We start from the raw sequence: 17,466 nt of genomic DNA on the forward strand, positions 1-17,466 counted from the left end.
CGTTTCGCCTTGATTTTTCGCGGCGAGAGTGAGCTTTGGCGAGGTCGGGCAAGTTGTGTGTGAAATATTCCAGCAATAACGCAAGGTTACCCGGTGTTGAGGGCAAGCTGTTGAAAAAACGCGTATTTTGCGTTGCCGGACTTCACGCCGCAGAAGGTAGCAGCGCTTATCTGGAAGGGCCAGTTTGGCGGGGGCTCAATCGCTGTGGCAATTTGACGCATAAGGCTGGGCCGGGGGTTGGCCGGGCCTTAGAGGTTGTTAGCCGGCGAGGCTTTCAGGGTGCAGTCGCGCCCAGAGGATCCACCAGGCAGCGCCCGCGATCGCCAGCAGTATGCCGGCGAGCACGAAGGGAGCCGAGGGGCTCAGCGCGGCGAAGAGGAGGCCGCCGGCGGCCGGGCCGGCGATGCGACCGAGGCTTGAGGCCGACTGCAGGATGCCCATGATCTGGCCGGTGTGGCGGGGATCGTCGGCCTGCTGGGAGGTCATCGAGAGGATCCCCGGGTGCACGAGCGCTCGGCCGATCGTGGCCACTCCCAGCATTGCAAAGAGGTAGATCAGCGAGGGGTGCAAGGGGGCCAGCGCAAGTCCTATGGCCAGCGCTGCCAGTCCAAGGCCGGTCATCCGCCGGTCGCCCAGACGCCGGGAGATCGGACCGACCCCCCCCTGGAAGATCGCCATGGCGACGCCCATCGCCGCGAAGATAAACCCGACCTCGACGATGTCGTAGCCGTAGGTGTCGGCCATGTAGAGAAAGAAGGTTCCCTCGAGCACGGCCAACGCGACGGTGTAGACAAAGAAGAGGGCGCAGAGCGCGAAGATCGGCGCCTTTTTGAGATGTTCGGTGATGCGGGCGGGGCGGTAGCGCACCCGATTGGCGCGGCGGGTCTCTTCGGAGGCCGGGGGCTCAATCAGTACGAAGGCCGCGAGCATAAAGGTGATCAGGCTCAAGATCGCGCTGGCCGCAAAGGGCATACCTGCCCCCAGAATTCCGGCTCCCGGCTGCGCGAAGGTGCCTACAATGGCGCCGATCGCCGGTCCGAGTGTGAAGCCCAGGCCGAAGCTGATGCCAATCACCGCCATGCCCTTGCTGCGGCCCCTGGCGTCAGTGCTGTCGGCGATCAGCGCGCTGGCGGTGGCGACGTTGCCGGCGCACAAACCCACGACAAAGCGCGCCACATAGAGCAGGGGAAGGCTCATGGTCATCGCGGTGAGCAGTTCAAGGAGCGCCGCGGCCAGAAAGGTCGCCATGAGGACCGGCTTTCGACCAATGCGGTCGGAGATGCGTCCCCAGACGGGCGCCATAATGAACTGCCCCAGCGACTGCGTGGCGTAGAGAAGGCCCACATCCACGGCGCTGCCGCCCAGCGCGTCGGCGAGCGCCGGGAGCACCGGGATCGCGATGGCGAACCCGGTGATGTTGAGCAGGAGGATCGGGAAGAGGCGGCGGATCGGGCTTCGAGCGGTCATGGGGCCGGAGGCTCGTGCAGGCAGGGAGAAGAGATGCGCCCTGGGCGCATCGAAACGACAAAAGTGGGCCACCCGGGCCCGGGCCTCTTGTGGCACGGCGCTGCCCGAATCGCAACAGCCGCTCAAACGCCCGGGCGGCCGAGGCTGATTCCACGCTACGCTGTGGCAGCTTGTCGCAGCGGTGCTGTCCCAATGGAGCTCAGGGGGCCTGAGCCTTTGCCCGATCGTGTGTGGTCAGGGCGCTCATGTCGGGCGCGGGGCTCATGCGTGCGACCGTCGCATCCAGGTGCATCGCCGGCGCAAAGCCAAAGGGGCGCGCGATGAAGATCTCCGGGAGCGTCGTGATGCGGGTGTTATAATGTTCGACGGTGTCATTGTAGCCGGCGCGCATCAGCGCGAGCTCATCTTCGACGTCGGTGAGTGTGCGCATCAGGGCGTTGATATGCGTGTCGGCCTGAAGATGCGGGTAGGACTCGCGTAGCGCAAAAAGTGCCGCGCTGGCCTGGTTGGACGCGCCCAGGTCGGTCGAGGTTTGTGCGATCGCTTCGCGCGATGGCCCTTCGGCTGGCGCGTGGCTGCGCAGCTCAGCGATGGCCTCAAGCGTCTCGCGCTCGTGGGCAACGTACGACTCCACCACCGGGAGAAGTGCGGCGATCAGATCAAAACGCTTCTTGAGCGCGACCTCAATGTTGGCAAAGCCGCGGCGTACGCGCTCTCTCACAAAGACAAGGTCGTTGTAGAGCAGAGCCACAAAACACGCCGCGGTGTAGAGGCAGCTTGTGAGGGTGGCGTAGAAGTAGTCGCCCGCCCCGAACGTTCCGAAACTGGTGAAGGTGTACATGCCCAGCGACGCGGTCAGCGCCACGCCCAGTCCCAGCAGGAAGTTGCCTTTTCTCCCAACCCGGTAGTGAAGCTCGCGTTCGGGGAGCGCGGCGATCACCAGGGGAAGATCCTCGCGATGGAGCACCTCCAGGTGGTCGTGGGCATCGCCGGAGATCCCGGCGAAGCCAAGCACGTAGAGGGCGTCTTCCAGGTAGATGGCGCGCTCGGTGTAGGTGCGAGAGCCCTCTCTGGTCGAGACGCTGTGGTCGGTGTAGAAGGTCGCCTCCCGGGGATGCACGACGACCGAGTCGCTCGCGTCAGTGAGCAGAAATGGGGTGTGTTCGGTGATGTTTTTCTCGGTGACTGTTTTGTCGCCGGATTTTCGTGTGACCACGTAGTTGTAATAGAGGCAGAGGCGGTTGGAGACCGGCCCGCGAAGCTCGTCGGTACCGGAGAGCTGCGAGGGCTGGCCGCAGATCTCGGTGAGCCCGTAGTTCACGCCGCGGATGGGGCTTGTGGGCATATGTTCCATCAGGCGCTTGAGCTTGACCGCCCGAAGTCCTGCGCGGGTGCTCGCCAGCATCGCTGCAAGGAGGGCGATCACCAGGAGCCATCCCCAGATGCCGGGCATCGCTGCGGGGGCCTCCACCGGAGTGCGCAGCGCGTCGTCTTCCGAGCTGAGCGCCGGCGGTTGCAGGAGCGCATCGGGAACCCGTGAGGCGAAAAGAAGTTCCGGGAAGCGGCTCAGATCATAGCGGGCAGCCTCAATGACCTGCGCCGCAGCCACGCGTTGGCGGCGAAGCCGCATCAACTCCTCGCCGGGGACATCGAGGCTGGTGATCAGGGCGGCGTCTCGCCAGTCGGTAGTAGCGCTGGCGTCGAGCCGCCCCACCTCCGAGCTGAGGCTGCGATCGAGGCGCTCCAGGCGATCGCCGAGCTCCGAGACGTCGCGATCGGCCAGGGAAATGCCCATCTTCACCAGGGTCATCGTCGAGCCCAGCGTAAAGAGGAGCAAAAAGAGGGTGGTGTTGTGCACGCGAAAAGCGCCGAGCAAGAGCCAGCTTGCAAACATCAACATCACCATCGCTGCGCCGGTGGCAAAGGCAGAGGTGCGGGCGCGCGACTGCGTCTCGCTGCGCTGATCTTCATCGGAGATGATCGGGACGTAGCTCCCGTCGAGGTCAAAGCGCAGCGACATCGCGCCGGAGGCTGCGCGCGCTGCCATGCCCATCACCACCAGTCGATCACCCGGATCGATGCGGTACTCGGTGTATCGGAACTGCCCGTGTTCGCGCTGATGGCTCACGCCAACATGGACATCGCTCGGGAGGTTCGGGCTGACGCGGATCTCACCGGTGTCATCGACCAGCACGAAGTCCGACATCTCGGTGCTGGAGTCGAAGAGCACCCAGCGGGTGTCGCCGTCGCTGTCCTTCTCCTCGCGCTCGATGGTGTAGTGATAATAGAGGCAGTCGGTGCTCGTGTCCGGGCTGCGAAGTAGCGGTTGGCCCGGACGCGCGCGGGCTGCACCGCTAACGTAGGTCTCGCCAGGGAGTACACCCTGCGTTTTGCTCAAGGGGATGCGGCTGATGCGTCGGGCGTCTTGCAACTTCTCAAAGCTGAAGTCGAGCAGCAGGTAGCCGGCCAGCGCAATGGCCAGCGCGGCGATGACCATGAACACTCTTTTCACGTGAACTCCTCGCCACGTTTTCTCATCGTTTAAACGCACCCCTCAGGCATCCCGGAAGAGGCGACCCGGCGCAACGAACAGACTGCATGAACGCGGGCCAGACTAGCGAATGAGGTTCTCGTTGAGTAGCTGCGCGATCGTGCGAGGCGCTCGCGAGGATCGACATCCCCGCGGCGCTCTGAAATAATTGGGGTCCGAGGGTGTTACCATGGTATCCCTCTTCGCCCTGAATCGCGGTTGTCACCGAGCGTGGTGCTCGCGTCGCTGATTCGGGGAGCAGAGCTGCGCTCTTCGCGGGCCGCTCTGCGGTGGATTAACTTTAGCCCAGGTCGACGGCGTTGGACGTTGTCATAGCGGAAGTCATCGGAATCTTCGTTTGTCTGATTGGCTCTGCGTATTTTTCAGGTTCTGAGACGGCACTGACCTCACTGAGTGAGGGGCAGACCGAGCGTCTGATCGAGGAAAAGGGGGTGCGCTCGTTGCGCCTCTGGCGCGATAGGCCGCTGGTGGTGCTGACCTCGATCCTGATCGGGAACAACATCTTCAACATCACGGCCTCGGCGCTGGCCACCGATCTTGCGGCACGGCTGCTGGGATCGACGGCCGCCTCGCAGTGGGCGATTCCGGTAGCCGTTGGCGCGATGACCTTCCTGCTGCTGACCTTCGGTGAGATCACGCCAAAGACGATCGCGCGGGTGCGCAACCAGCAGCTGGCCTCGATGGTGATGTGGCCGATGCGTCTTCCGGTTGCGCTCTTTGCTCCGGCGACCTTTTTCTTCAACAAACTCGCCGCCGGCGTGATGCGCCTTGTGGGCGGAAGCGTCGATGAGCGCCAGCCCTACGCCACCAGCGAGGAGCTGCAGTACATGATCGACCTGGGCTCGCGAGAGGGGCAGATCCCCGAAGATCGCGAGCGCCTGCTGCGCTCGGTCTTTGAGTTTCCCGACACCGTGGTGCGCGAGATCATGGTCCCGCGCACCGACATGGTGGCCATCCCCGAGGAGATCAACCTGGAGGAGGTCCTGGAGGTGTTGATGGAGTGCGGCCACAGCCGCATCCCGGTCTACCGCGAGACGATCGACGACATCGTGGGGCTCTTCTACGCCAAGGACGTCATTCAGTTGATGGCCGCCCGCCAGGATTTTGAGCTTAGCAAACTGCTCAGGCGCACCTACTTTGTGCCGGCCACCAAACGCATCGCCGATCTGCTGGCGGAGTTCCAGATCAACCGCATTCATATGGCGGTCGTTGTCGATGAGTTCGGGGGAACGGCGGGCCTGATCACCCTGGAAGATATCATCGAGGAGTTTTTCGGCGACATTCAGGATGAGTACGACACCGAGCCGGCTCAGATCATTGCGATCGACGAGGTGCGCGTGATGGCCGATGCCCGGGTGCCGATCTACGATCTGGAAGAGTATTACGATATGGAGCTTCCGGAGCACCCGGATTACGAGTCGCTCGGCGGGTTTATCCTCTCGCAGTCGGGGAGCGTGCCGGAGGCCGGCGATGAGATCGTGTGGAACGATCTGGTCTTCCGGGTTATTGAGGCCGACGCCAAGCGCATCATCCGCGTGGAGATCGAGCGTCGTGCCGCCGAGCAGGACGCCTCCGAGGAGCTGGTCTCCTGATCGGATCGCGGCCGGGGGCAGCGTCGGTTGTGGCGTTGCGATGACGGGACGAATAATTCGACGGGGCCGGCGTCTTACACCCGAGCCCCGATAGGCGCCTCTCCGAGCAGAGGGCGCACCTGAACTTAGTGAGAGGTTAGCGTGAACGATCGTGCGATGATGACACCCTGGATGAAGATCGCTGCTGCGGTCGCGGCGGGTTCGGTCGCCGCGCTCACCGCGCTCAGTCAACCCCTGGCCCAGGAGGGCGGCGAGCCGGCCCAGGTGGCGAAGGCTCCCGCCGAGATGAGCGCCGAGGATGTGGCGCGCCGCGTGCAGCGCTTCTACCAGGAGACGGGCGACTTTCAGGCCGCCTTTGCCCAGACCTACACCGATATTGCGGCCGGAGAGAGCAAACGCTCGCGGGGGCGCGTCTACTTTAAGAAGCCCGGCAAAATGCGCTGGGATTACTACAGCCCAACCGATGCGACCCAGCGTGAGCGCGTACTGGTGAGCGACGGATCGGCTTTCTGGATCTACGAGTTCGAGTTTCAGCAGGTCTTCAAGCAATGCCTGGAAGACAGCCAGCTGCCTACGAGTCTGCGCTTTTTGATGGGGCAGGGCGATCTTCTCGAAGAGTTCAACGCCGAGCTCAGTGAGCGCTCCACGGCGCAGGCCCCGGAGCTGAAGCTCACGCCCAAAGAGCCCACGCCGCATTACCGGGAGCTGCGTTTCCGGGTGGATCCGCAGACCTTCCAGGTGACCCGCACCACCGTCTACGATCCCTACGGGAACACCAATGAGATCGTGTTTCAGAACACCCGCGTAAACCGCAACCTGCCCGACAGCGGCTTTGAGTTTGAGGCGCCCCAGGGCGCGCGCCTGCTCAACGCCCAGCAGGAGTGTGACTGAGGGTGGACGCCGGAGTCTCAGAGAGCAGCGCGCGCCGCGCGCTTTGTCATCCCGATGGTAAAAAGAGCTGCGGGGCGTGCTGCGGGATGTACAACCATCGCAAAAGCGATGAGCCTGCGTTGATGGCGCGTCTGGTCGAGCGCACCCGGGCGTTTCGCAAGGATGCCTCGATTGAGGATGAGGCCTCGCTTCGGGCGTTTCGCGCGCGGTGGGAAGATCCGCCTGCGGTGAAGTTGCTTGGAGAGCTCGCGAGTTGTCCCTTTCTGGGACTTCTCGACGGGCTTGATCCTGCGGGACGCGTGGGTTGTCTGGTGCATCCCCTTCAAAACAACGGCGTCGACGGGCGAGATTGCGGTGTGTACGACCGCTTCATCTGTGAGGATTACCTGTGCGCGGCGCACGCGGTGCTCAAGCGCGAGGAGGTGGCGCTTGTGATCGCCGCGGTGCCCGACTCCTACCTGTACGGGCTGGTGATCACCAACCCGCGGCTTATCCGCACCTTTTTTGAGCTGGCAGCGACCGAGCGCGGCGCCTACCCGACCGCCCGGGAGCTGGAGCGTGAAGAGGCGATTGAGGCCGCGCGCGACTTCTTTGAGCTTGTGCGCGACTGGCCCTACCGCGACGTCGACGGGATCTTTGGTGCGGTGGTGCCTGGCGAGGGGCTGGAGACCACGCGACGCGCCCATCCTGCCGGCGACGGTGAGGCGGTGCCGGTGGATACGCTCCTGCTCGGGCTGGGCACCCGAGCGCTCAGCGTCGATGAACTCAGTGATGCGCGAGCGCGTGTCAGCGAGGCGGTCTCAGCCTTTGCGGCGGCGCTTGGCTAAGCGTCCATCCGGCCTGGTGATGGGGCGGAATGGCGAGCGCCTTCAGGACGGCTCGGAGTCGTTTTCAAAGGTGTCGCCCTCGCCATTGAGGATCGCGGCGATAGCATCATCGTCGTAGACCGGGCCTTGCCCGATACCCTCACACCAGGCGGCCTCGGCCTGCCAGGCGCCGGGCTCGTCGATGAGCTCGGGCCAGAAGGGGTAAGTGCGGCATTGGGAGGGTTTAACCGAGTGGATCACACACCCATCTTTTCCCAGAAAGGGGCAGGGTGAGCCTTCATCGACGTCGATGATCCAGCCATCACCCTCGGGCTGCATATACGCCTCGGTGAGTTCGGCCAGGGGAAGTTGCAGAAATGAGGCCGCCAGAAAGGCCTCCGGCGCGCTGAACTCCACCTGGCCGGGGCGCGCGCAGCAGCGCTGGCAGCGTGTGCATTCAAAGCGTCGAGATGTCATCGGGGAAACTCATCGAGGGGAGGGGAGGTGCAGCGGCGTTGAAGATCGCGCTGCGGATGCGATAGCGTCAAGGCTCCTACGTTTTCTGGAGCGTGTTTTGCGGGATTCACAGACCAGTGAGGGGCGGGCAAGGGTCGGTCAGCAGCGCTATCCGATGTTGCTCGGCGCCTGGTTGGTGGCGACGTTGGCGGGGATCTGGGCGCTGGAGCCCCCCGGCGCTGGCGAGGACGCGAGGTCGGATGCGGCCTCCGATGCGGCGCTTCCGGCGACTCTCAGCTCGCCGGACTGGCAGAGCGCGCCGACGCCGGGGGAAGCGTTTGAGATGCGCTACCGCCCGCATCCTTCGGTGGGCTACCGCCTGGTGGCGCGCTGGGAGGAGGATGGCGGTGGCGAGGCCAATGAGGCCAGCGGGTTAAGTCTGGAGGTGGCGTCGCTGTGGTCGACCGGAGAGCGTGAGGGCGACCAGGGGTTGGAGCAGCGCGTGGAGGTGGCGTCGGCGGCGTTGGAGGTCTGGGGGCCCGGGGAGCCGCTGATCGGGTTTCGGGCCGCGCAGGAGCAACGGGCGCTAAGAGGGGCGGTCTATCAGCGTGCGCATGATGGGATGGGCGCCGGAGGTCGGTCGGAGTGGGGGCGCGGTGGCGAGCGCGCCGGTGCGTGGAGTCTCGCGCTGGTCGATGAGTTGCACCGACTTCTCTCACCACGCTTCCCGCTGGATGCCCGCCTGCCTGGCGAGCGCTGGCACTACCGGCTGGATCATGCGGGGATGATCGCTGCGCTTCCAGGGGCCACATCCGAGCTCTCTCTTGCCGGGGATGTGCGCGTCGAAGATCGCCTGCGGGATTATATGATGCATCAAGGCCGACCTGCCCTCTGGATCGAGCGGCGCATCACCACGGAGCTGCGCGACGTTCACGAAACTTCGTCACATGATGCGCTTCACGTGAAAGGGCAGGGTGAGGGAGTGCTGCTCTGGGATGTGGAGAGCGGGCAGCTGATCCTCAGTGAGATCGCCATGCGCTTTGAGCTGCCGAAGCGGTCGGTGCAGCGATCGCTGCGCGCGCGAATCACCCAGATCGAGGGGCGCGGGCAAAACGCTTTGCCTTCCCTTCCCTCCGCGTATTAGATTGGCCGGGTCTAGCTCGCTACAGAAGTTCACTTATTGTCTGAATACAGGGGCCATTGCCCATGGAACGCCAACTTGTCGACCATCTGGTCGCGCAGCAGGTGGTCAGCCGACAGGACATTCAGCGTTGTGTGTTGCGCGCCTCCATGTCGAAAGGCTCGGTGGTCGAGGAACTGATCACGCGCGCCGGCGTCGATGAGCGCCAGCTCGCCCGCGCCATCGCCGAACATCTGGGACTTCGCGTTCACGAGCGACCTTCCATCCAGGCCCAGCCCGAGGCTCTGGCGCTGGTCAGCTCGGAGCGCGCTGACGAGTTTGGTGTGCTTGCGATCACCTACAACGAGGCCGGCGGTGAGCTGGAAGTTGCGGTCTTTGATGCCGACCGCGCCCGTCCGGTGCTTCAGGAGGTTCGTGAGGCCACGGGCATTTCGCCATCGCTGGTCATCGCGCCGCGCTCCACGCTGGAGCGCGAGATTTTTCGGCATTACAACCACGATCACGCCGCCGATAAGACGGTCGCCGCGCCGGTGCAACCCCCGGCGATGGCCCGAGCGCGGCCGCCGCGCCATATGCCGGGAGACGCCCACGAGCCGGCCACACGCGTGGTGCATCTCGACGACAGCGGCCCCACCCGCCAGGTCGATCTGCACGCCGCCACCGAAGATAACCCTTTCTTTGATCTGGTGAAAAACGCCCGGGGCGGCGGCGCCAGGCCCAGTCTCAGTGAGAGCACCAGCCCGGGACCGCAGCCCGGGGAAGATTTTTTTGATGGCTTCGAAGACGCGTTCACCGACGCGTTGGAGGAGCATCAGCTCGGCAAAGAGAGCGCGCCGCGGCAGACACCGAAGCCTGCGGCCAGCGCGCTGCGAAGCGGATCGGACGCCGGAAGTTCGGCGCGCGCCGGGGCGCCACGAGGCGTTGCTTCAAGCTCACCGCCTTCGCCGCGGCGAAGCTCCGGGGGGGCGGGCGCGCCGGAGCGTGATTTTGGCGATATGGCCGGTGCGCTCAATGATTTTGATGCGGAGCTCGACGCATCTTCCGATGCCTACGAGCAGTCCAGCTCCAGCCGACTTAATAATTCCGGCTTTGAGCGCCGCGGCCGCACCGGGAGCCACAGCCACTACAACAGCCGCACCGGCTCCGGCTTGATCCCGCTCGACCCCAACCAGAGCTCGGCCCCCGGCTTCGACAGCGGTGAGTCCGGGCTTTTCCCCATCGATCGCCAGCCCTTCGGGTTTCTGGATAACGATGATCATGACGGCGCCGAGAACGAGCCGACGCTCGCGCAGGTCGTCGCCCGCCAGCGTCAGCACATCACTCGCCTGGAGCGTGAGGTGGAGTACCAGAAGGCGATCCTGCAATCGCTGGCCGAGATGTTGGTCGAAGCCCGGGTGCTCAGCCGCCGCAAGCTCAAGGCGCGCCTCAAAGAGCTGCGCGAGAAAGAGTCGAAGCGCTCCAGCTGAGTCTGGTTGCTGCCTTGCGGCGCCCTTAAAAGCCCATGCCGACCATCAGGTCCACGCCCAGCATGCCCCCTGAGGCGTCGACGAGCTGGTGGTAGGTAGCGCGGCCGATCAGGTGAAAATCCCCAAAACTCCAGCGCGCTCCGGCCACGCCTCCCAGCGCGTGAAAGTCGCGATCCAGGCCCGTGTTCTGAACGAGCCCCGTGCCGGCCAGGCCCACGCGCATGTAGTCCAGGCCGAGCTGCGCCTCGACCGGCCCGATCGGGTAATATCCCCGGGGCCCCCCGCCCAACGCGAAGGTCTGGGCGTTCGCATCAAAGGGCGGGCTGTCGTTGGTCGTGGCGTGGTTGCCGCTCATAAAGTGCAGGCTCATGCCGGCAAACCGCCAGCGAAACTCCTGGTTGAGAGCCACGCCCCAGCCGGGGCTTGCACCGGTGGCGACCTCTCCCATTAGCAGGCGCAGGCCACCTCCCGTGCTCAATGAGGCTCCCGGGGCCGCCCTGGCTTCACCGGGAGTCAGCGTGAGCATGGCGAGGGTGAGGGTGGCTGCAGCGAAAGCGGCGGGCCCTGCGGGCCCCTGGCGACGTCTCCATGCCAGAAGGATCAACGCCGTTAGCAGCGTTAGCAGGGCGGCCGGGCCACCGCCGGAGGTGGTCTGGCAGCCGGTCTGCGCCTCAGGAAAGCAGCGACCGCTTTCTCGCGAGCAGCTCTGGGTGGGCGCGCAGTCGGAGTCGCTCAGGCAGTTGGCACAGCGTCCGTACACGGGCTCACAGCGCTCGCGGCGGGCGCAGTCGTTATCGTCGATGCACTCCAGGGGCTCCGAGATCAGGAGGTAGTTCAGCTCAACCGGGCCGGCAGAGCCGTTGCTCGTAAGCTCCAGCGTAAGCTCCGGCGCCACGGTCAGCTCGGAGGGTTCGATGCGCTCGACGACGCGCTCACCGGGGCCGAGGGTGTACTCGCGGGTGGCGAGGAGCCAGCGCTCATCGACGCGCGGCGTCTCGGAGGGGAGGCCGATATCGGTAGGGGTGGTGATGGTCAGCGTGAGCGCGGCGCTCTCGTCGAGCCCGGTGGCGATCTCCACCTCCAGCGCGTTTCGGCCAACACCGCTGCGGGAGAGGCTCACCGCATCGGGGCATCCCTGCGTCGCGGGCAGGCAGAGTGTGCCCAGCGCCGCCGGATCGGAGGGCGTATCGCAACCCACAAGGCCCGGCAGCGCGAGCGCTGCCGTCATCGCGAGGATGCCGAGGTGGCCACGCCCGAGCTTCATGCCTCAAACCTGCGCCAGACCCCTCCGAGTTCGTCCAGGAGTGCGCCGGGCGTGGTGGCACGCGTGCCCACCTTTTTACGGGCGGCGTCGCCGGCCAGTCCATGCACGCAGACGGCGATGGCGGCAGCCTGCCATGGGTTGTCGGGGTGGTCGTTGAGCGAGGCGGCGATAAGACCGCTGAGCACATCACCCATGCCGCCGGTGGCCATCCCGGGGTTGCCGGTGCGGTTGAGGCCCAACGGGCTGTCGGAGGCGGCGACCACCGTCGCGGCGCTCTTATGCACGATCACCGCCGAGATGCGCGCGAGAAGTTCGCGGGTGGCGGCCACCGTATCGCTCAGGACCTCGTCGACGCTGCGGTCAAGCAGGCGCGCGAGCTCACCGGGGTGGGGGGTGAGTACGACCGGCACGCATGCCGCCAGGTCGCAGGCGGCCTGAAAAAGATCGCGATTCTGGGCCAGGAGCGTGAGCGCGTCGGCGTCGATGACGGTGGGGCGCGGCGTGGCGGTGAGGCAGTGACGCAGCGCCTGGCGTGCGGCCTGGTCGGTGCCGAGCCCCGGGCCGATCACAAGCGTATCGCTCTTGTCCAGAAGTTGGCTGAGCGCATCGGCGTGCAGCTCACCGGCGTCGCCGAAGATCGGGCGCGGCATCAACTCGGCGATGGTGCGAGCGCTGAGCGCCCCCTGCGGATCGGTGCCCGGGAAGATGAGCCCCGCGCCGCCCAGGAGCGCGCCGCGCGCGGCCATGGTCAGCGCGCCGGTGGTCGGCGCGCGACCGCCGATGAGCGCAACCTTGCCCACCGAGCCCTTATGAGCGTGGGTGGGCCGCGCCGGGATCTTCCCTTTGAGCCAGTCGGCGTCCAACGCGAACGCCTCCACGCCGACCGCGTCGCGAACCCGGGCGGGAATCCCGATATCGATCGGGCAGAGCATGCCGATAAAACCTCGGGCCGGATCGAGAAGCTGCCCGATCTTGGGAAAACCAAAGGTCGCGGTGACCTCGGCCTGGGTGCAGATGCCGAGCACCTGTCCGGTGCGCCCGTCGAGGCCGCTGGGTGTATCGAGTGCAAACACCGGAGCGGGCTGTTCGTTGAGAAACTTCACCGCCGAGGCAAAGCGCCCTTCCACGGGGCGATCGAGGCCGGTGCCCAGCAGCGCGTCGCACCACAGCTGGCAGGGAGGCAGTGAGCTCAACGCGTGGCGTACCCCGGCGGCGTCGAGCCCGTTGAGCTGGTGGCGGTCGCCGATGAGGTTCTCGGCGACCTTATGAAAACGCTGCGCTTCGGGGCCGAAACGCTCCGGGGTACCCATGAGCACGAGCACCGGGTGGTAGCCCAGATGATCGAGCATCGTGGCGAGCGCGACGCCGTCGCCGCCGTTGTTTCCCATGCCGCAGAGTACCCCGATGCGCGCGCCTGGCGAGGGGCGAAAATGCGTCAGCAGGACATCAAGCGCGCCGCGCGCGGCGCGCTCCATCAGCACTTCGGCCGGGACTCCGATCGCCTCAATGGTTCGGCGATCCATCTCACGCATCGACTCAGGGGTCACAAGGTGCATAGGTCACTTCGGCGCTAAATCAGGGCAGGGGAGAGCCCTGCCGGACAGACACGTCACTCGGCCAGGCCGCGGCCTTCAGCCAGCGCTTCGATCATCTCGGCGACCGCGCGCTCAAAGCCCACGTAGATGGCGCGGGCGACGATGCTGTGGCCGATGTTGAACTCCTCGAATTCGGGGATAGCGGCCACGGCGAGCACGTTTTTGTAGTCCAGACCGTGGCCGGCGGCGACGGTGAGACCGGCGCTGGCCGCCCGGGAGGCGGCGTCACGCAGGCGACGCCACTCGTGGTCGTGTTCAAACTCCGACGGGACGAGCGTGTTGGTAAACTCAGGGGCCGCCTCACAGAAGTCGCCGGTATGCAGCTCGACGATGTCGACGCCGAGACCAGCGCTGGCCTCGATCTGGGCGGGATCCGGATCGATGAAGAGGCTTAAGTGGGCTCCGCATCGACGCAGGCGCTCCAGGTATGGCCCCAGCGACTTCTCCTGGCCCACGACGGCCAGGCCGCCCTCGGTGGTTTGCTCCTCGCGGCGCTCCGGCACCAGCGTGATCATGTCGGGGCGCACCTCCATGGCGATCGTGTACATCTCGTCGGTGGCGGCCATCTCCAGGTTGAGACGGGTCTGCACCGTTTCGCGCAGGACGCGCAGATCGCGGTCCTGGATGTGGCGGCGATCTTCACGCAGGTGAATGGTGATCTGGTCGGCGCCTGCGAGCTCGGCGATCGCCGCAGCGCTCACCGGATCGGGGTAGCGGGTGCCGCGGGCCTGACGGATGGTGGCAACATGATCGACGTTGACGCCCAGGCGGGGGCGCATACGGGTGGGGTTCATCAAACACTCCTCAAAGCAATCATGAAAAGATCAACATACTTAAGCGCCGATGAGCTCGCGCAGCTGGGCGTGAAGCGCCTCGGCGTAGGCGCGTACTTTCAGCTGATCGGGGCCCTCGACCATAATGCGGGCCTTGGCCTCCGTACCCGAATAACGCGCCAACACGCGGCCCTCGCCGGCGAGCTCGCTCTCGACCTGGCGGACCATCTTCTGAAACGCCTCGAGCTCTTCGAGTGGGGGTTTCTCGCGAACCTTCAGGTTGAGCAGCACCTGGGGAAAGGGCTTCATGACCTGCGCAAGCCTGCTCAGCGGACACTTCTGGCGCTGCATGATCGCCAGCACCTGAAGTGCAGCGAGCATGCCGTCGCCGGTGGTGGAGTGCTCCAAAAAGATCATATGGCCGCTCTGCTCACCGCCCAGGGTGTAGCCGCCGTTGCGCATCTCTTCGACCACGTAGCGGTCGCCCACTGAGGTGCGTACAAGGTTGATGCCGCGTTTTTGAAGCGCGACCTCCAGCCCCACGTTGCTCATCACCGTGGTGACGAGGGTGTTGTCGGCAAGCTTGCCCTGCTCATGGAGGTGGATGGCGCAGAGCGCCAGGATGCCGTCGCCGTCGACGATGTCGCCGTTCTCATCGATGAGGATGAGCCGGTCGGCGTCGCCATCGAGCGTGATGCCCACATCGGCACGGGTCTCCCGCACGCGGCGCGCGGTGTTGTGCGGGTGGAGGCTGCCGCAGTCCTGGTTGATGTTGTAGCCGTCGGGATCCACGCCCAGGGTGAAGACCTCGGCGCCGAGCTCGCGCAGCACCGCCGGGGCAACCTTGTAGGCGGCGCCATTGGCGCAGTCGACAACCACGCGCAGCCCGTCGAGGGTAAGGTCGCGCGGGAAGGTGTTTTTGAGAAAGACGATGTAGCGGCCGGTGGCGTCATCGATGCGCGCGGCTTTGCCGATGCGGTCGGTGTTGGGTTGAATCTTGCCTTCGTTCAACACCAGATCTTCGATGGCCAGCTCCACCTCATCGGGGAGCTTGAAGCCGTCGGAGGCGAAGATCTTGATGCCGTTATCCTGGTAGGCGTTGTGGCTGGCGCTGATGACGATGCCGGCGTCGGCGCGCATCCCGGTGGTCAGAAAGGAGATGCCCGGGGTGGGAAGCGGGCCGACAAGTTGCACGTCGGCGCCCATCGAGGTGATGCCCGCGGCCAGGCCCGACTCAAACATGTAGCCGGAGATGCGCGTATCCTTTCCGATGACGATGCGCGTGCGGTGGCCAAAGGGGCGCTCGTCGGGGCGGCATTTAAAATGCTGCGCGATGGCCTGGCCCAGGCGCACCGCCAGGTCTGCGGTCATCGGGTACTGGTTAGCGACGCCGCGGATGCCGTCGGTTCCAAAAAGCTGTCGGGTGGTCATGGCGTGGTCCCTTCTGGGTGAGAGGCCGTCGTCAGCGCGGCGCGCTTACGCGCGCGCGCCCAGTGCATAGCATGATCGGGGAGGCCGCTAAAGCCGGGCCGGGGACTTCAAGGCAAGTGTCGGGGAAGCTCGGCACCGGATGAATCGCCGGCAAGCCAGCTCAGCGCTCGGTGGTGATAACGCGGAAGCGATCCGGGTAAACGCGGGTCATCTCCACGCCGGGCGGCAGGTTCTGAATCTCCACGGTCTTGGAGAAGGTGCCCGGCGGGCGACGATCTTCGTCGCTCAGATCGATCTCGGCGCGCACCACGTCCGGGTCGAGGGCCTCGACCAGGCCACGCGGACCGCGCACCGTCACCGAGGTTGTGGCCGGCGAGATGCTGGCCTCGAGTGAGGTGTTCACACCGGTGATGGGGACGTCTTCCAGGGTGCGGGTGATAAGTTCCGAGCCGATGCGCACCCGCACGCTGATGCGGCTGTCGTACTCCACGCGCACCAGGCCGTCTTCGACGCGCAGTTGCACGTTGCGCTCAAAAGATTCGCTGCGGTTGCCCACGTCGACAGGCTCGGTCTGCACCGAGTTGATGCGTTCCAGGCGCGAGCGCGGCCCGCGGATGGTCACGCGCCTCGGCGTCACATCGACCCCCTCGACCACATAGGAGCTCTGAGGTTCACCGGTGGTCTGCGGGATGATCGGCACCACGCGCTGGGCCTCGGGCTCAAGCTCCACATACATCGAGCTCGGCTCAATCGAGACCACCCGCAACCCCGGCGGCACGCGCACCATATTGCCGCTGATCGTGACGATGGAGTCGGTGTCGGCCGGCGTCAGGTCCAGGCGGATGGGCTCAAGATTGCTCGGATCAAAGCGGTTGATGTCCGACCAGCGCCCGCGGATGGTGACCTTGACCCGGTCGAGCGGGTCGGAGACGAGCACCTGGTTTTCGGGCACCACGATGCGTACCGGCGCAAAGCTCGCGACCACCGTCTCGCGATCCTCGCTGACCCAGATGTAAAGGGCCAGAGTGAGCACGGCGGCGATGAACTTCAGCGAGAAGTTGTGCACGAAGATGCGTTGCAGCACCGTGCGCAGCGTCAGAGAACTCATGAGGAGACCTCGTCCTTCTCGGCCTCATCGCTGGCGGGTTGGGCTGGCGTGTCGCGATCCTGGGAGCCGAACTTCAGGCGCTCCAGCAACGAGCCGGCCGGCGCGGCGGTGGTACCGGCGCGGTAGATCTTCTGCAGCAGCGAGCGCATCTCGTTGGCGTCCAGGTCCCGGTGCAGCTCGCCCTCATAGGCAATCGAGATGGTGCCGGTCTCTTCGCTGACGATCGCCACGGCCGCGTCGGTATCTTCGGTCACGCCGATGCCGGCGCGGTGACGGGTCCCCAGCGTCTTCTCGACGCGCGGGTTGATGGTCAGCGGCAAAAAGCAGCCGGCCGCCGAGACGCGCCCCTTCTGAATGATGACCGCGCCGTCGTGCAGCGGGTTCTGGTGTTCGGGCAAAAAGAGGGTGAAGAGCACATCTTTGGTCACGACCGCGTCGAGCTTGATGCCCTCCTCGGTGAAGTGACTCAAATCGGCCTCACGTTCAATGGCGATGAGCGCGCCGAGCTTGCGGCTGGAGAGCATCACGCAGGCTTTGACGACTTCCTCCAGAACCGAGGTCTCCTCATAGGAGCGGGCGCCGCCGAGCAGCGGCGCGCGGCCCACCTGCGCGAGCGCGCGGCGGATATCGTGCTGGAAGATGATGACCACGATAATGATCAGGTTGGCGATAAACATATCGATCAACCAGTGGGTCGTGGCCAGATTAAGATAATCTTCCTGCGAGATGTAAAAGAAGATCAGGATAAAGATCAGCCCGAACAACATCTGCAGCGCGCGCGTGCCCTTGATGAGCAAGAGCACCCGGTAGATGACGATAAAGACGATCGTCATGTCCAGGATGGTGAAAAAGGCTTGCCAGCCTGAGTCCACCCGGAAGATGTCGAAGAGAAGATCCATGCGCTGCCAGTAGACGTCGCCCGGCG

General features: G+C 65.2%; 14 protein-coding genes. 5 read left to right on the forward strand and 9 right to left on the reverse strand.

The window, feature by feature from the left end; all coding sequences use genetic code 11:
* Nucleotides 1–258: 258 nt before the first annotated feature.
* Nucleotides 259–1,467: an MFS transporter gene (locus FRC98_RS06360; RefSeq protein ID WP_146980441.1), complete on the reverse strand. Its 1,209-nt coding sequence runs from the start codon at nt 1,465–1,467 to the stop codon at nt 259–261.
* Nucleotides 1,468–1,666: 199 nt separating this feature from the next.
* Nucleotides 1,667–3,979, reverse strand: coding sequence for a LemA family protein (locus FRC98_RS06365; protein ID WP_146980442.1), 2,313 nt, complete (start codon nt 3,977–3,979; stop codon nt 1,667–1,669).
* Nucleotides 3,980–4,317: 338 nt separating this feature from the next.
* Here FRC98_RS06365 and FRC98_RS06370 point away from each other — a divergent pair, with 338 nt between their 5' ends.
* The 3 genes from FRC98_RS06370 to FRC98_RS06380 all read left to right on the forward strand — a co-directional run bounded on the left by FRC98_RS06370 (nt 4,318) and on the right by FRC98_RS06380 (nt 7,328).
* On the forward strand, nt 4,318–5,610 hold the full coding sequence (locus tag FRC98_RS06370) for a hemolysin family protein (RefSeq protein ID WP_146980443.1): 1,293 nt from the start codon (nt 4,318–4,320) through the stop codon (nt 5,608–5,610).
* Nucleotides 5,611–5,766: 156 nt separating this feature from the next.
* Entirely contained in the window at nt 5,767–6,501 is a 735-nt protein-coding gene (lolA, locus tag FRC98_RS06375) for an outer membrane lipoprotein periplasmic chaperone LolA (RefSeq protein WP_146980444.1), read from the forward strand.
* Between the two features lie 86 nt (nt 6,502–6,587).
* Nucleotides 6,588–7,328 (forward strand): hypothetical protein, encoded by a 741-nt coding sequence (locus FRC98_RS06380; RefSeq protein ID WP_146980445.1) that lies wholly within the window; start codon nt 6,588–6,590, stop codon nt 7,326–7,328.
* 42 nt (nt 7,329–7,370) lie between these two features.
* Here FRC98_RS06380 and FRC98_RS06385 read toward each other — a convergent pair whose 3' ends face one another.
* Nucleotides 7,371–7,784: a YkgJ family cysteine cluster protein gene (locus FRC98_RS06385; RefSeq protein ID WP_146980446.1), complete on the reverse strand. Its 414-nt coding sequence runs from the start codon at nt 7,782–7,784 to the stop codon at nt 7,371–7,373.
* Between the two features lie 97 nt (nt 7,785–7,881).
* Between FRC98_RS06385 and FRC98_RS06390 the strand changes: the two genes are divergently transcribed.
* Together FRC98_RS06390 and FRC98_RS06395 are read left to right on the forward strand one after the other, a co-directional pair.
* On the forward strand, nt 7,882–8,907 hold the full coding sequence (locus tag FRC98_RS06390) for a hypothetical protein (RefSeq protein WP_146980447.1): 1,026 nt from the start codon (nt 7,882–7,884) through the stop codon (nt 8,905–8,907).
* 62 nt (nt 8,908–8,969) lie between these two features.
* Nucleotides 8,970–10,370 (forward strand): GspE/PulE/PilB domain-containing protein, encoded by a 1,401-nt coding sequence (locus FRC98_RS06395; protein WP_146980448.1) that lies wholly within the window; start codon nt 8,970–8,972, stop codon nt 10,368–10,370.
* Nucleotides 10,371–10,395: 25 nt separating this feature from the next.
* Here the strand turns inward: FRC98_RS06395 and FRC98_RS06400 are convergent, their stop codons facing one another.
* From FRC98_RS06400 to cdaA, 6 genes are all read right to left on the reverse strand, one after another.
* A complete protein-coding gene (locus tag FRC98_RS06400; protein ID WP_146980449.1) occupies nt 10,396–11,634 on the reverse strand; it encodes a dickkopf-related protein in 1,239 nt (412 codons plus the stop codon).
* On the reverse strand, nt 11,631–13,190 hold the full coding sequence (locus tag FRC98_RS06405) for an NAD(P)H-hydrate dehydratase (RefSeq protein ID WP_146980450.1): 1,560 nt from the start codon (nt 13,188–13,190) through the stop codon (nt 11,631–11,633). The genes FRC98_RS06400 and FRC98_RS06405 overlap by 4 nt, the downstream gene beginning before the upstream one ends.
* A 53-nt stretch (nt 13,191–13,243) precedes the next feature.
* Complete coding sequence (locus FRC98_RS06410; protein WP_146980588.1) at nt 13,244–14,008, reverse strand: pyridoxine 5'-phosphate synthase; 765 nt, start codon at nt 14,006–14,008, stop codon at nt 13,244–13,246.
* A gap of 54 nt (nt 14,009–14,062) precedes the next feature.
* Nucleotides 14,063–15,433, reverse strand: a complete 1,371-nt coding sequence (gene glmM, locus FRC98_RS06415) for a phosphoglucosamine mutase (RefSeq protein WP_146980451.1) — start codon at nt 15,431–15,433, stop codon at nt 14,063–14,065.
* 160 nt (nt 15,434–15,593) lie between these two features.
* The gene (locus FRC98_RS06420) at nt 15,594–16,541 is read right to left on the reverse strand and encodes a CdaR family protein (protein WP_146980452.1); all 948 of its coding nucleotides are present in this window, start codon (nt 16,539–16,541) and stop codon (nt 15,594–15,596) included.
* Nucleotides 16,538–17,440 (reverse strand): diadenylate cyclase CdaA, encoded by a 903-nt coding sequence (gene cdaA / locus FRC98_RS06425; RefSeq protein ID WP_146980453.1) that lies wholly within the window; start codon nt 17,438–17,440, stop codon nt 16,538–16,540. Before cdaA ends, FRC98_RS06420 begins: the two co-directional genes overlap by 4 nt.
* Nucleotides 17,441–17,466 lie beyond the last annotated feature (26 nt).

It is taken from the genome of Lujinxingia vulgaris (assembly GCF_007997015.1).
GTDB classification, from domain to species: Bacteria; Myxococcota_A; Bradymonadia; order Bradymonadales; family Bradymonadaceae; genus Lujinxingia; species Lujinxingia vulgaris.

Excerpts from the sequence above, each read along its gene's own strand:
- FRC98_RS06395 (WP_146980448.1), top strand. The coding sequence starts at position 8,970 with ATGGAACGCCAACTTGTCGACCATCTGGTCGCGCAGCAGGTGGTCAGC.
- FRC98_RS06360 (WP_146980441.1), bottom strand. The coding sequence starts at position 1,467 with ATGACCGCTCGAAGCCCGATCCGCCGCCTCTTCCCGATCCTCCTGCTC.
- lolA (WP_146980444.1), top strand. The coding sequence starts at position 5,767 with ATGATGACACCCTGGATGAAGATCGCTGCTGCGGTCGCGGCGGGTTCG.
- FRC98_RS06385 (WP_146980446.1), bottom strand. The coding sequence starts at position 7,784 with ATGACATCTCGACGCTTTGAATGCACACGCTGCCAGCGCTGCTGCGCG.
- FRC98_RS06400 (WP_146980449.1), bottom strand. The coding sequence starts at position 11,634 with ATGAAGCTCGGGCGTGGCCACCTCGGCATCCTCGCGATGACGGCAGCG.
- FRC98_RS06410 (WP_146980588.1), bottom strand. The coding sequence starts at position 14,008 with ATGCGCCCCCGCCTGGGCGTCAACGTCGATCATGTTGCCACCATCCGT.
- cdaA (WP_146980453.1), bottom strand. The coding sequence starts at position 17,440 with ATGGATCTTCTCTTCGACATCTTCCGGGTGGACTCAGGCTGGCAAGCC.
- FRC98_RS06420 (WP_146980452.1), bottom strand. The coding sequence starts at position 16,541 with ATGAGTTCTCTGACGCTGCGCACGGTGCTGCAACGCATCTTCGTGCAC.
- glmM (WP_146980451.1), bottom strand. The coding sequence starts at position 15,433 with ATGACCACCCGACAGCTTTTTGGAACCGACGGCATCCGCGGCGTCGCT.
- FRC98_RS06380 (WP_146980445.1), top strand. The coding sequence starts at position 6,588 with ATGTACAACCATCGCAAAAGCGATGAGCCTGCGTTGATGGCGCGTCTG.
- FRC98_RS06405 (WP_146980450.1), bottom strand. The coding sequence starts at position 13,190 with ATGCACCTTGTGACCCCTGAGTCGATGCGTGAGATGGATCGCCGAACC.